Genomic DNA, 14,278 nt, shown 5'->3' with positions numbered 1-14,278 from the left:
CACAACCTTAATCAATACTTAATAAATAATACTCAGGCGTGTACCGTAATAACATCATCTTTAATCGAAACATTGCCGGAGTTAACTCTACACACACTATTCGACAACGAAGATTTTATATTTTTAACTTTATTCATGGCTTTTCGATTACTATTCACTGCAACTCTCGCCTGAAATAAGCCATTATTAATACTGGCTTGTTCTTGCTGTAAATTAAGCGCTAATGCTTTGGTCACAATGGAAGCACGGTTAACTTTATTAACCGCATTTTCATAAGACAAGCCAATCAATCGAGTTTGATTCGATAAACTATCAACCTTAGAAAGGTAGCTTTCAATACCACTAACGACAGCCAGTTTTCGTTGCGCTTTCGCATTAAAAGTGAGTAGTTTGGCGCTTAACTTTTTAATCGCTGCTTGTTGGTAAGTAAAGGTCAGACTATTGACTTTACCACTCCAACTTGTTGAAATTCCCATATTAAAATAAATCGAACTGGGGAACACAATCTCGGTGAACCCGCCTATATTAATTAAAGTATTATGTCCAAGTGTCACCCAAGTCACAATCCCAGGCGTATACTTGTACCAAGAATTGACATAAAATAAGGTACGACCATTAAGGGTAAGTAATGAACGATAAGTGGTATTTTCAGTATAATCATCACCCGTACTTGAGGAGTAATCATCATCCGTATTAATATCAGACATAAACAATCCTTATCTTTATTATTAGTAGTATCAATAGATCGTTAATAACATTGTTTTCATTAACCTACATCACATCAAAATCAGCTTTTTATCTTCAATATCCACACTGGCTGCACTATTGACATTAAAAAATACTTTCTCGAGTGCATTTGCACATTGATCTGTCGACTGAGCAACCGTCTGGCAATCTTGAGTCACATTCTGAATTTTAGTGACTAGGACTTTTTTACGTATAAGCCCCGTTTCATACTTAAATTGAGTCGATTCAAATTCAGAGCTTACAGTTCCCAATTTCTGACCTAACGCGCCAACTTCTGAATTAACTTGCATGATCCTATGCGCTAAAGCGGTTTGGGAACTCACCTTTGACTCCCATTCTTCAATATGGGCTTTAAATGTCACCGCTTCTAATTTTTCTTTTTCAGCTGCTAATTTTTGTGATTTAAAAGAAACATCATTAGCATCATTGCTCCAAGATAAGGTGGCGAAACTGCCACTAAAGTGATATCCCAAGTGCGCATGTTTAGACCATGCCAAACCCTTTATCAATAATTTAGAGCCCCCCACTAAGGTGGTGTCTGAGCCTAAGGTAATCGAACATTTACCGCCATTGGTAATAGAATAAAGTTGCTTAGTCACTACCTTCATTCCGAGAAAACTTTTTTGATCTTTATATTCGCTCCACCCCGTACTGCTAGTAAAGCCATAGGGAGTCTTGTCCTCCACTTCTTCAGTAGTCGAACTGTTCTCAGAGCTATTATCAGCATCATCGTCTGAACTATCGTCGGTTAAGTCTTCTGACTCATCATCACTATGTCCGTTATTACCCTGATCATTCTGTCCATGACCGTTTCCATCATTGTTTCCATTATTCTCTTGATCATTCTGTCCATGACCGTTTCCATCATTGCTTCCATTATTTCCTTGATCATTTTGCCCATGACCGTTTCCATTATTGATTCCATTATTTCCTTGATCATTTTGCCCATGACCGTTTCCATTATTGATTCCATTATTTCCTTGATCATTTTGCCCATGACCGTTTCCATTATTGTGCTCATTATTCATTCGATGATCAAAATGACTATTATTTTCCATATCCACCCCGAGCCATTAATTAAGAAACTTTATTGGAGCAATCTCAGTTAAACTGACTCGACTCGTTAATAAGGTATTATAAACACCAATATCATTAATAAAACTCGACAGTGTCGTATTGCACGACTCTATACTATTCGCTTCATCGGTAAAATCATTCGCCAATTGTTTAATATCACTCGTTCTATCTTTCACTTTTAACGCATGAATTCGGGAATCTTTCGCAATTAATGTTGACTTACTGCCCACATCCTTTAATTGATTGATCACAGTTGTCGCTTCAGATGCAATTTGTGTGTGTTCATTCAGTTTTAATGAAAAGTCGCTCAACACTTTATCCAATTTAGCCGCATAGACTTTATCTTCACTGGCAACAATTTTTTTATCCGATATTTTATATTTAAACTTACTCATTGAAATATCTTGTTTAGCAACTTTAAAAGCCGTCTTAATGGTTAAAGTCGTAAAAGAACATTTCAAACCCACTGTGGCATTCCACTCACTTCCCATGAATAGAAAAAAGTTCTCTCCTAATGATTGAAGGTGCTTCACACCCACAGTCATGCCATAATAATTTTGGGCCGTTATTTTTGCCCCAGAAAACCCCCAGCTGGTTCTTTCATCGATACCGCCATTAGACTCAAGTGGTGATGTCATCAATAACGCTCCCCCTAAAATTAATCATGAAACAAAATCACACTGAATCAATATCGGTCACCAAAGCACGCTTATTTTTAATTATTGTTAAAAATGAGCAGTGATGAACTATAAACAGTGAGAATATAAGTGTATTGGAATAAATTATTCAATTAGTGAATAACTTATTTTAAAACCTATCACAACTTAGGCTTAAGTCGTAGCGATAAAAGGAGGGATGATGTTAAATCCTATACCAACAAGATATAAACATTAATCTTTAATTATATAAATACAAAAACAACTATTCCAGCTTTTAAAACAATAACGTTAAAACTTAAAAGTAAAAACAAATAACCAAATAACTTGCAACATAAGGTGAGGTTAATACCCTAAAAGTAAAAAATCATACAAAATAGAATAATATTTAAAACAGAAGGTAAAATAGTAGGATAAATAAATGACAATGAAAACCACAATGCAATATAAAAGTAAATAGTTTTAAAATATGCTATCAACAAGTTCAATTCACATTCTTACCAAAATAAAAAACCTTAATATCGAAACATTAAGGTTTTTTATTCATTCTGAAATGCTTAATCTAAAGTGAAATTACCAAAAGTAATCGTTGCCCCTTCACTCTTAAGCGTTATGGATTTTCCACTCGATGAATCATCCATCACCATCTGATTACCACTCGCCGATTGAATGACATTCTGATTAGAATTTGAATCCGTCACTAAGCTTGGGTTTTCAGGGTTTGGCGCTGTTGATAATATCAAGGGCCTGTCTGGATCGCCCTCTTCAAAGGTTAAAATCACTTCAGTGCCCTTCAATAATGGAAAATGCATACCATGACCACTCCCTCCGTAAGGCTGCGCCATTCTCACCCAATACGACGCTTGCCCGCCTTCAGTATCGGATAAATCAAAGGGGAATTTCACTTTATAACGCCCTTCATCATCAAGCATTGCACTGGAACTCGCCGCATCAATCACCGCATGTATGGTGCCATTGACAACCGGCCTTGCCGTTTTCAATTGATCTCGGTAAGGCAAGCTAGCGGGAATACAAGAAAAACGATTGGTATAATAATCCTTCTTATCGTCAATATTTAGATTGAACTCACTGGCTTGCCTACCTTCATGCTTAATACCAATCAGCAAATATTGCTGATCAACACTTTTAACCATATAGCCTTTAAGGTTAAATAAATAGCCTGGCTGTAACCATGAAACTGAACTGTGTCCAAAATGCGTATTCGCCACACAATTAAGTTGCTCCGCCTTAATGGTTGCCAACTTATCAGCATGACTTTGGCAAAGAAAACGATCGCCATGACAATAAACTCGTCCAATGCCCGTATCGGATACCTGTGCCTTACCTTCTGGTGGCAGATCGGGACGGCTATACAAATAGCCTTTTAACAGCACATCTTTAGGCTGACGAGCAATATTGACATTAAATTCAGTCACCAGCTCAGGCGCCATCGAAGTTTGTTGACCTGCACCTCTACCATAAATAATCGCATTGGTATCGGGTTTCTCCTGATGGATCATCTTAGTATCTGAAATATGCAAGACTTCTTTATCTGATAACTGTTCAAAATAATAAAAAATCCCCTCTTGCTCCATCAATCTTGATATAAAACCAAACGCAGACTCATTGTACTTACAAATAAAATCTTGCTTATCATATTCCTGAGACATATTTATTTGATACGTAAATACAATGCCATTACAGTCTCTATCATCTAACACCGTTGCAATCACATCGGGTACACTTTGTTCCAGAAACAATTGACTTCCCACACCGAGTGTCAATGCCCACAGTTTTGGCACTAACTGCACTTTAATACACAAACGGTCATCAATTTCATTTTGAATAGAGACCTTTGACAAAATACCATGAAAAAATTGAGGCGCTTGTTCCCCTACTGTAATCGTAAAACTCGCTTCTGCATTCAGTAATGAGGCCACATCAATATCATAATCATCAGTTGTCAACTCAATATCAAAATGATAAAGCGATGACATTGCTTCTTCACCAGAAAAAGAATTTACATTGAAACTATTTTCATCCCACCCTACGGCACTGAATTTTAAACTATTTTCGATTATACTCATATTTACCCCCTAGTGACGAACAACAACATACCCGATAACATTACGCACTAAATTTGAATGTAAACTCACCTTTTTGGATATTGAGGGTAACCGTTTCAGGCATCTCTCCTTGCCCCATTTGCGCCAATACTTGACGAGACAGCTCGGGTAAAATGCTGCCATTGAGAATAAAGTCAATATTACGCGCCCCCGTCTCCACATCAGTACAACGCTCAGTAATTTGATCGACTACCGCTTTGGTATAGGTAAAATGCGTACCATTATTCTGTTTTAACCTCTCAGCTAAACGCGTTAATTTTAATACCACCACTTCTTTTAGTTGATCACCTCTCAATGTTTTGTAAGGCAATAAATTCATTCGAGCGAGTAAAGCAGGTTTAAAATACTCATTTAACATAGGTCTTATGGTATCGGCTAAAATTTGACGCGTTATCCCTTCTTGCTGGCTTAACTCAACAATCACATCCGTCGCCAAGTTACTGGTTAACAACACAACAGTATTTCTAAAATTAATTTCCTTGCCTTCACCATCGCTCAAAGTCCCTTTATCAAAAACTTGATAAAAAATATTCAAAATTTCAGGATGGGCTTTTTCAACTTCATCTAACAACACCACGCTGTAAGGTTGCTGCCTGACGGCTTCAGTCAACATCCCCCCTTCACCGTAGCCAACATAACCTGGAGGCGATCCAATTAAACGACTCACACTGTGTTTCTCTTGGAACTCACTCATATTGATCGTGATAAGATTCTTAGTCGAACCAAATAATAATTCAGCAAGGGTTAATGCAGTTTCTGTTTTCCCCACACCAGAAGGCCCAACCAATAAGAATACCCCCATAGGCTGATCCGGTTTAGATAAACCCGATTTGGCCATTCGTAACCCATCGGCTAAGGCATTCAGTACATCATCTTGCCCTTTGATTTGGGCTTGCATTAATTGTTCTAAATTGAGGAAAACACTGGCTTGATCACGTGCCATTTTACCCAATGGGATACCGGTCCAATCAGACACAACCTTAGCGATGAGATCCGGTGACACTTCATAATACATTAATGGTTCATCGCCCTGTATCAAAGATAATGCCTCTTTCGCGGCCAATAATCTCTTCTTGCATTCATCAACGGTGTCATCTGTCACTTCAGCCAATTCAGCTCTTACCGCTAATACCGTCTCTATCGCCGATTTTTCGGTTTCCCAGCGAAGCGTCAGCTCATCAAGATCCAATCTGCTTTGCTCTATGTCAGCTTCAAGTAAGTGAATGCTTTCAAGATCAATCAGCACACCATTATCTAAATCTTTCTGAATACCTTTCAAGTTTCTTTCTAAAGCTTGTATATGACGGCTGGTATCCTCAACTTTGGCAGGCATCGCTTTTAGGTTAACTTTAACGCGGGCGCAAGCCGTATCCATTAAGTCAATGGCTTTATCCGGTAAAAAGCGGCCAGTAATATAGCGATCACTAAAACTCGCAGCCGCCGCTAACGCATCATCACGAATAGCAACCCCATGAGACTGTTCATAATATTCTCTAAGCCCACGAACAATTAACGTTGCCACTTCAACACTGGGCTCTTCTAGTTTTACCAATTGAAAACGCCTTGCTAAGGCCGGATCTTTTTCAAAATATTTTTTATACTCACCCCATGTCGTTGCCGCGCAGGTCTTTAATTCACCTCGAGCAAGTGCAGGTTTTAACAAATTCGCCGCATCAGACGTACCCGCACTGCCTCCTGCTCCAATTAAAGTATGGGCTTCATCGATAAACAAAATAATCGGTTTGACACTGGCTTTGATCTCATCAATGACTCCTTTTAAACGGTTTTCAAATTCACCTTTCATGCCCGCACCCGCCTCAAGCAAAGACATGTCTAAACCCAGCAAACGCACACCCGCTAGCACATCGGGCACATCACCTTCAATGATACGCAGTGCCAACCCTTCAATTACTGCCGTTTTACCCACCCCAGGCTCTCCCACTAAAATGGGGTTGTTCTTACGTCGACGTGCCAAAATATCAACAATCTGTCTAATTTCTTCATCTCGACCAAAAACAGGATCCATACTGCCTTTTTGAGCTTTAGCCGTAAAGTCAGTACAAAAACGGTCAATAAATCCCGAGCCAGTTGCTTGACTATCTTGCCCTTTTTCTTCAGCTGAACTCACCGCAGCCACTTCTGCTGAATCTCGTACTAAAGGGAAAAATTGCTTTAATAACACATTAAAAGGCAAGCTCCTAAGAAAGTCGAACCAACTTGACTGTCCATAACTCATCGGTTTGGACAATAAAACCAGTAATAAAGTCCCCGAACGTATTTGACTTAAATTTAAATCGACACTGGAAATGAGCCACGCATCCGTTAATAGATCAATTAAACGAGAAGAGAAAGCAGGCTTGGCACTATTCCCCGTCGTATTATCTTCTAAACTCCGGTTGAGCGCTTGTATCAAGCCGCCAACATCGACATTTTGAGATTCTAACAGCAGGCACAAGTCGCCTTCTTTTGCTTCAAGACACTTTAATAACCAATGCTCAATTGTCACCTCATAATGTGTACGAGACATACAATATCCCGCTGCATTATGCAGAGCATTACTGGAATAATAATTCAGCTTTGAAAGTAAAGTTTTTAAATCCACATTCATCATCAAGCATGTTCTCCGTATTAATATTTCAGTGGAAAAGTCACCTTATTAGGTATTCCACCCAACCAAGTATTCATCCCCAATAACGCACTTTTCTCATTATTTAATCGAGGCGCTTCTATTGCGCTTTGCGTCGGACAGAGACAAACACTGACATCAATCAATTCATCTAAATAGTGGCGTAAAATCACTACAATTCGTTTAAATAACTTCCCATTGGGTTGTAATGCTTTAAATTTTTGAGCGTCATCGACCTCAATATAAATATGACAAGCTTGACTCATATCTTTACATTTAGTCCCTAAATAGGATTCTTCCCCCAACAAAATAGGACTCATTCCTAACACTGATTGTTGTCCAGTAGGAATATTCACCCAAGTCTCAATAAATTCTTCCACGCGTACCTGACTTCGACTTTTCATGCCTATAGGCTCATGAATGTCCTCAGAAACAATATCATCAATAATAGCTTGTAAACCTTCTGAAGAACGCGGAAGCTGCGTCAATAATCCACTATAACGTAGGAGTAACCCCGCATCTTCGGTATTATCTCTTAACGCTTGAGAACCTAAACCGACAAAAGAAAAAAGTCTGTCTAAGGTATCAATATCACGCTCTTCTAATAATTTAGGCAGAAAACGATATTTAGAGGAGGCTTGAAAGTATTGTTCGAAGAACATCTGGTTAAAAATATCCAAAAAATCTCGACCAACACTGCGATCTTGAGATTGTTCTTCGAATAACTCTTCCGTGTAAAATGTCGGTATAGGGGAGCCCGCGCCATAAAGACCAAATAAGTTAGTGGTCAGTTGACAATAATCCCCTTGCTGTTCTAACTGAATGATTTCAGTGGCCGAAAAACCTAAAGACAAATTAGGTCTTATTCTTACTCTTTGTTTACAATAGCTTTTAATATCAGATTTTGATTGGCTGCGCAATAGCCGTATGGCTTGTACAAAACTATATTGCTCAGGAAATTGCATCAGATCTTGAATAAGATCATTGTTAGCAGAATTGGATTTCGACTGTTTGCTTGTCATCACTATGACTCCTCGGTCTTTCATCATTACAGTATATAAAAAGACTCTCTCAATATCATACTGTTATCGTCTTTAAGTCGAAATAAATGATTATTACACTTGCCATGTAGAAAAGCGATACATGCTACCTTTTATTCCAAAGAAAAAAACACCGAGCATTATTATAAATAAAAACCAATAAATACAGATGTATAGACTAAACCCTATTCACAATAATGTTACCATCGGCGCCTAAAATCGTCTCAAAAACTAAACCCATAACTTCATTATTATATTTAATGCTAGCACTGATCTTAAACATCAAAGACAAACGCTCAGTCTCATTTGCCATCGTTGTCACCTTAACACTGTGCATCCTTGGCTCATACTTTAGAATCTGTGCTTCTATCGTTTCTTCTAAATCACGAAGCCCCTCTAAATCGTCACTGAAGCGTATGGTATTCAAGTCCGGCATACCAAAATCTATCACCGTTTGCGCCGTACCTTGTTGCGAATTAAGTAACAATGAAAGGTAACGCGTAATAGACCGATTTAAAACCAAGAGCTCATTTTCTGGTTCATTAAAAGGATCACCAGCCTTAATCACTCGCTCAAGTAAACGTTCCGAATACATAGTTCCCCCTTTCCACTTCGGTTAATTAACAATGCACTAAATATAGTCCGTTATATTTATTATGAATAAAGTTAGACAATAAACACCTTTGGATCATTGTCTAACTTTATATAATTGCTAGTTTAAATTGCAATTTATTTGATTGCTATGAAAACAAATTAGCTTGCATCCCAACCATCTTGAGCTTCGAGGTTACCTTCAATATATAACTTAGTGATTTTTGAATAAGTAAACGTGACCTCTTCCATATCTTGAAATTTATCAGAAGTATCAGCGAAAGTATCAGGAGTATGGTTTTTAATCCCCACAACTATCGCATTTTCTAATGTAGTCGTAAAATATTTTTCTTCAACACCAGAAGCGTTTATACGATAAAGATCATGAGTAACTGTTACTTGCTTACCACTTTTCCAAAGGGTAAAAACATCAGATGTAGCCTTATCTACCGCTTTCACAATTTTATAAGGCTTATGTTTTTTTGAACCAATCGCTGCCCCAGTATTCGCATCACTAGGTATTTCTAAATTATGCTCGTATGAATAGACTAGCACTTTATCTAGTTTATCTCCTGCTTGAGTACAACCACCTTTGATATCACCAATAGCGCAATAAGATGTTAAAGCCATAATTAATTCCTCTTATATTTAATTGTATATTCTAGTGTCATAAAATATAACTTCAGATATCAATCTAATATTAAAAATATTCAACTCATACCCAATGATATTTGCATTCCTTATATTCACAACTTTAAATGCATCCAGTCCTTAAGATGTCATTTCATTCTACTGGTATTTTTTTATTAATCAAACTAATTTTTAATTTATTTATATTAATATCGTTGTTTGAAAAAGTTAAAACAACAATTAAATCAACAGCAATAATAACGAAACATTATTAAGAACATAGTGACAACAATAAAAAACCAATATTAAAACATTAATATTAAAGTAGTCTTAAACTTATTATTGACAACCCCATTGCTATCAATAATAAATCAATAAACATCAGAACAAAACACATTTAATACTCTTTATATTTTATTCCTAGATTATTAGTCCACTCATTTAATCTTTATCCAACTTACCCACTAGCGATAAAGTGAAAGAGGCACCCATATATTTAAAGTGAGGCCTTGCACTGATTGATACTTGATACCAACCTGGATCGCCAGGCACATCACTCACGGTAATCTTCGCAGCTCGTAAAGGCCGACGACTACGCACGCTCGCATCTGGATTATCCATCTCTGTAACATATTGACCGATCCACTTATTCAATTCCCGATCCAGATCTTGACGTTCTTTCCATAGACCGATATTTTCCCGCTGCAATACTTTAATGTAATGAGCTAATCTGTCCATCACCATCATATAAGGTAACTGAGTCGATAGTTTATAATTGGTTTCGGCCTCTTTACCCTCTGGTGAATTGCCAAAACTCTTAGGTTTTTGGCAAGAATTAGCCGAGAAAAAAGCCGCATTATCACTGCCCTTACGCATGGTTAGACAAATAAAGCCTTCTTCTGCGAGTTCATATTCACGGCGCTCTGATACCAACACTTGAGTCGGTACTTTGCTTTTTACTTCACCCATAGACTCAAATTGGTGTACAGGTAAATCTTCTACGGCACCGCCGCCCTGTGGGCCAACAATATTGGCACACCAACGATATTGGGCGAAACTATCGGTAATTCTATTAGCAAAAGCAAAAGCGGTGTTACCCCAACAAAAATCTTTATCGCCGTTACTCACCGATTCATTATAATTAAACAATTTACTCGGGTTTTCCTCTTGGCTATAAGGTAACCGTAATAAAAATCGTGGTAAAGTTAAGGCGACATAACGCGAATCATCACTTTCTCTAAATGAGCGCCACTTGGTATATTGCGGCCCTTCAAATATCGCTTGTAAATCTTTAAGACGAGGTAACTCTTCCCATGCTTGTATGCCAAAAAACTCTGGGCCGGCAGCGGCAATGAACGGCGCATGTGACATGGCAGAAACTGCGGATAAATTCTTTAATAATGCCATATCAGGAGAAGAAGGACTAAAATCATAGTTTCCAACAATCGTGCCATAAGGCTGACCACCAAATTGCCCATATTCGGCAGTATAGGCAGTGCGATATAAGCCTGATTGTACAATTTCAGGGCTGTCTTCAAAATCATCCATCAAATCTTGTTTAGAAATATTCACGTATTCGATCTTTACGTTTTCTCTAAAGTCAGTACGATCGATTAAGAATTTTAATCCACGCCACGCGCTTTCTAATTGTTTAAACTGGTCATCATGTAAAATTTCATTCACTTGAGCAGACAATTGCTGATCAAGCTCACCGATCATGACATCCAATAACTCTCCTGAAATTTTAGCCCCTTTTTTTTCAGGCTGCACAAGGCCTTTCAGCAGCTCTTGTAAGCCTGTTCTTGTCACAGAGTATGCTTGATCATCAGGGCTTAGACGGGTTGCTTGGACTATCTCGTCTAGTAAGTTACCTTCTGTCGCGCCTGATGTTTGTTCAACGTCTTTTTGTTCAGCCATTTGTGCTTCTCCTTACTCTGCTTCGTCTATACCAAGTTCTTTCATTAATGCATCACGTGCTGAATCATCTTGAACTAAACTTTGGATCTTCTTTCTAAAATCTGGAATATTACTTAACGGGCTTTTTAATGCTTTCAACGCTTCCCTTAATTCAAGTAATTTAGCCAACTCTGGTACTTGCTGAATAATTTGATCTGGCTCGAAATCTTTCATCGTATTTAAAGCCAGTTTAACGGCCATTTCATCGCTATCTTGACCTGCTAACTTCCCAGGGACAACCAAGTCAACCACGATATTCTGTGCTTGCAACACATCATTGAAATTATCTTTATCAATGTTTACTGGGTGACGATCTTCAATTGAACGATCATCTTGCGCTAAAGTAAAATCTCCCATGACTAAAACTTTAAGGGGTAACTCCACTTCTTCTGCCGCATCACCTGTATCAGGCTTATAAACAATATTGACTCTTTCTTTCGGTGCGATAGAACCTTTACTACTCATAATCATTCCTCATTCTAAAAATTAAAATTGTTGAACTGTCTGCAATGTCATTGCCATAGCAGGATCAATCATATTCACCCGTTTCAATATTTCATTTGACTGCTCTATATTTTCTGCCGCACGCATCAATTCATAGGCACAACGCAAAATCTCTAATGCTAACTTTGGAGACCATTCATTCAGTTTATGCGCATCAATATAGCCTATTGCCGTATTAATATGCTCAATGGCAAGTAAGGTCGCACCCGCTTTGCTCATTATTTCAGCAAGTAAAATTCTAATCTGACACTCTTCAGCTAGCGTAACACGGTTAATTGATCCGGTTAACTTAATAATGGCATCATTAAAATGCCCCCCAGCACTCAATACTTTGGCTTCGGATAAGAGTAAATCACACTCACTGAGTGTATTTGACTCTTCCGACCCTTTCAAACTTTGCAGCCACATTAAGGTATCAGGCCCAGCAAAAGGTAACCCATCATCAAAACAGAGGTTTTTCACTTCTGGACAACGATGGTCGAAATCGAGTACTGCAGCTTCTATCGCTATCATCGCCGACTCATTGCCCAAGTTTTTTAACGCCGTATAAGTATGGAAGCTCAAATCTAACCAAAATAAATACTGACTGACTCGATTTTCACAGCACGTTATCACCTTTGAAGGCGTCCCATCATCTAATGATATTCTTAAAATATTCTTATCTTCAGTAGCAGGTGAAGGTAAACGTGTTTTATTTCCAGAAATGACGGTTGGCGCTTGACTTAATGCCGACCAAACCGCTAAACGCCTTAAATGATAACTCGACGCTTCATTCATATCCTGCCGAAAGATTTTATCTGCAGAGCGTAAAAGTAAAGACATACCGACTTTAATATCGTCATCGGGCAATGACATATCATCCAATGTCGGTATAGGCGCTGCTGCATTGCTCTGCTGTTTAGGTTTGACACTAGGTAGCTCTGACGTTAACTCAAGCTGACCGGTTTCAATATCATGAGTAATCGACTCATCATCAATCGGTCCTTTTTCCGCAATCACATTTTCAACAACGGAACTCGTATCTATTTCTAGCGCTTCAGTTGTGACCATATCCTCAATGGGCAATACAACTTGACTTTCCTTAACGGGTAACCGTTTAATACTGCTAATTAATCCTCTCATTATTGGCACATCATCACATTCACATTGATTTTCCAATAATGCTTCAAATTCAGAGATAAGCTCAACTGCTTTATCAATTAACACCGGATCAATTTTGGGCCCTTCATAATGTTCTGCCCAACGATAACTGCTATCTAACCACCATTGAACGGAATTCATTCTGCCTTTAAGGCGCTTAACGGCAGGCCAAGCCGAATCCCAAAAATGCTCTACTAAGCCTTTAAATAAAGATGATGAATCAATTATCCCTTGAAAACCAGCCAATTGAATACGTGCTGCGCCCCAATAAGCAGCAACTTGAAAATGTTTAGATTTTTGAGACAGGAGCTTATACCCCAAGGTTTCAACGGTTTTCCAATTAACGGCTTCACGCTCTGCTGAATAAGAATTATGTTTTTCTATTTCTCGTTTTAAGTTCTCAAAATCATTATCAACACTAATATTATCCCCAGCAGGTTTATCTGCTGAAATTGGCGTCACTCCTAATAGAGACAAATTATCTATATAAATCAATCTATTTACCTCTCTCTTTACCTCAATTCATAGGTTCCATGGAAATGGTATTCCATTAAACCTATTTTTGAGTTTTTATACCAAACTTGAGTTTTTATACCATAACTGTTTAAACAATTTAAGCCTAAGGCAAAAAACCTTCTAAATATAGAAATTTAAAACCAAACTTCGTCAATACCATTAAATTTAAATTAACAAAAAAACTCATAACATCAGGTATTAAAAATAATATCGAAACCAATTAAATCATCATATTAATAACCGTTTATTGATATACTGAAAGTAATACAGCTAAGTCATATAGACAAGTAATAAAAACTAATATCTCATTTTGTTAAATCGAACCAAACAAAGATTAAACAGTAAAAAACCATTAATATCATACAGATAACCACAAATGGAATCGATATTAATCTCCAGTTAATTTTATTTAACACCTTATAAAACCAATGTAAAGTAAACGGAAGGTTAACAAGGCAACTATAAATAACAGTAACAAAACCAAAAAAGCACAAATAAAACACATATAGATTAAATAATACACTTAAACGACTTTTTTAATTGTAAATTCATATTCTATCATCGGCATAGAAAACAGCTTACACCTCACGTCTACAGAGCATTTAAACTATTATTTATCAAACATATAAATAAAACCAGTCAATATAATGAATATAGTATAATGACTCT

At 37.5% G+C, this 14,278-nt stretch carries 11 protein-coding genes; all 11 read right to left on the bottom strand.

Going from position 1 to position 14,278, the window contains the following annotated elements; translation table 11 throughout:
* Nucleotides 1–32: 32 nt before the first annotated feature.
* The 11 genes from L2764_RS02990 to tssA all read right to left on the bottom strand — a co-directional run bounded on the left by L2764_RS02990 (nt 33) and on the right by tssA (nt 13,588).
* Nucleotides 33–707 carry a hypothetical protein gene (locus L2764_RS02990; protein ID WP_248938760.1) on the bottom strand — a complete coding sequence of 225 codons (675 nt, stop codon included), beginning with the start codon at nt 705–707 and terminating at the stop codon, nt 33–35.
* A gap of 69 nt (nt 708–776) precedes the next feature.
* Entirely contained in the window at nt 777–1,805 is a 1,029-nt protein-coding gene (locus tag L2764_RS02985) for a hypothetical protein (RefSeq protein WP_248938759.1), read from the bottom strand.
* Nucleotides 1,806–1,820: 15 nt separating this feature from the next.
* Nucleotides 1,821–2,462: a hypothetical protein gene (locus L2764_RS02980; RefSeq protein ID WP_248938758.1), complete on the bottom strand. Its 642-nt coding sequence runs from the start codon at nt 2,460–2,462 to the stop codon at nt 1,821–1,823.
* Between the two features lie 575 nt (nt 2,463–3,037).
* The gene (locus L2764_RS02975) at nt 3,038–4,567 is read right to left on the bottom strand and encodes a type VI secretion system Vgr family protein (RefSeq protein WP_248938757.1); all 1,530 of its coding nucleotides are present in this window, start codon (nt 4,565–4,567) and stop codon (nt 3,038–3,040) included.
* A gap of 40 nt (nt 4,568–4,607) precedes the next feature.
* On the bottom strand, nt 4,608–7,214 hold the full coding sequence (gene tssH, locus L2764_RS02970; protein WP_283106889.1) for a type VI secretion system ATPase TssH: 2,607 nt from the start codon (nt 7,212–7,214) through the stop codon (nt 4,608–4,610).
* A gap of 20 nt (nt 7,215–7,234) precedes the next feature.
* Nucleotides 7,235–8,254: a type VI secretion system baseplate subunit TssG gene (tssG, locus tag L2764_RS02965; protein ID WP_248938755.1), complete on the bottom strand. Its 1,020-nt coding sequence runs from the start codon at nt 8,252–8,254 to the stop codon at nt 7,235–7,237.
* A 196-nt stretch (nt 8,255–8,450) separates the two neighbouring features.
* Entirely contained in the window at nt 8,451–8,867 is a 417-nt protein-coding gene (gene tssE, locus L2764_RS02960) for a type VI secretion system baseplate subunit TssE (RefSeq protein ID WP_248938754.1), read from the bottom strand.
* A 158-nt stretch (nt 8,868–9,025) separates the two neighbouring features.
* Nucleotides 9,026–9,493: a type VI secretion system tube protein TssD gene (tssD, locus tag L2764_RS02955; protein ID WP_248938753.1), complete on the bottom strand. Its 468-nt coding sequence runs from the start codon at nt 9,491–9,493 to the stop codon at nt 9,026–9,028.
* Nucleotides 9,494–9,934: 441 nt separating this feature from the next.
* Nucleotides 9,935–11,410, bottom strand: a complete 1,476-nt coding sequence (gene tssC, locus L2764_RS02950; protein WP_248938752.1) for a type VI secretion system contractile sheath large subunit — start codon at nt 11,408–11,410, stop codon at nt 9,935–9,937.
* A gap of 12 nt (nt 11,411–11,422) precedes the next feature.
* Nucleotides 11,423–11,914 (bottom strand): type VI secretion system contractile sheath small subunit, encoded by a 492-nt coding sequence (tssB, locus tag L2764_RS02945; protein WP_248938751.1) that lies wholly within the window; start codon nt 11,912–11,914, stop codon nt 11,423–11,425.
* A 21-nt stretch (nt 11,915–11,935) separates the two neighbouring features.
* Nucleotides 11,936–13,588: a type VI secretion system protein TssA gene (gene tssA / locus L2764_RS02940; RefSeq protein WP_248938750.1), complete on the bottom strand. Its 1,653-nt coding sequence runs from the start codon at nt 13,586–13,588 to the stop codon at nt 11,936–11,938.
* Nucleotides 13,589–14,278: the final 690 nt, after the last annotated feature.

The sequence above is a fragment of the Shewanella surugensis genome (genome assembly GCF_023284005.1).
In the GTDB taxonomy this organism is placed as follows: Bacteria; Pseudomonadota; Gammaproteobacteria; order Enterobacterales; family Shewanellaceae; genus Shewanella; species Shewanella surugensis.
The sequence above is the reverse complement of the archived record's forward strand: the minus strand, read 5'-3'. Positions and strand labels throughout refer to the sequence as shown.

What these genes read in the sequence shown, in the direction of transcription:
- L2764_RS02990 (WP_248938760.1), bottom strand. Translation starts at nt 707, where the DNA reads ATGTCTGATATTAATACGGATGATGATTACTCCTCAAGTACGGGTGAT.
- L2764_RS02985 (WP_248938759.1), bottom strand. Translation starts at nt 1,805, where the DNA reads ATGGAAAATAATAGTCATTTTGATCATCGAATGAATAATGAGCACAAT.
- L2764_RS02980 (WP_248938758.1), bottom strand. Translation starts at nt 2,462, where the DNA reads ATGACATCACCACTTGAGTCTAATGGCGGTATCGATGAAAGAACCAGC.
- L2764_RS02975 (WP_248938757.1), bottom strand. Translation starts at nt 4,567, where the DNA reads ATGAGTATAATCGAAAATAGTTTAAAATTCAGTGCCGTAGGGTGGGAT.
- tssH (WP_283106889.1), bottom strand. Translation starts at nt 7,214, where the DNA reads ATGAATGTGGATTTAAAAACTTTACTTTCAAAGCTGAATTATTATTCC.
- tssG (WP_248938755.1), bottom strand. Translation starts at nt 8,254, where the DNA reads ATGACAAGCAAACAGTCGAAATCCAATTCTGCTAACAATGATCTTATT.
- tssE (WP_248938754.1), bottom strand. Translation starts at nt 8,867, where the DNA reads ATGTATTCGGAACGTTTACTTGAGCGAGTGATTAAGGCTGGTGATCCT.
- tssD (WP_248938753.1), bottom strand. Translation starts at nt 9,493, where the DNA reads ATGGCTTTAACATCTTATTGCGCTATTGGTGATATCAAAGGTGGTTGT.
- tssC (WP_248938752.1), bottom strand. Translation starts at nt 11,410, where the DNA reads ATGGCTGAACAAAAAGACGTTGAACAAACATCAGGCGCGACAGAAGGT.
- tssB (WP_248938751.1), bottom strand. Translation starts at nt 11,914, where the DNA reads ATGAGTAGTAAAGGTTCTATCGCACCGAAAGAAAGAGTCAATATTGTT.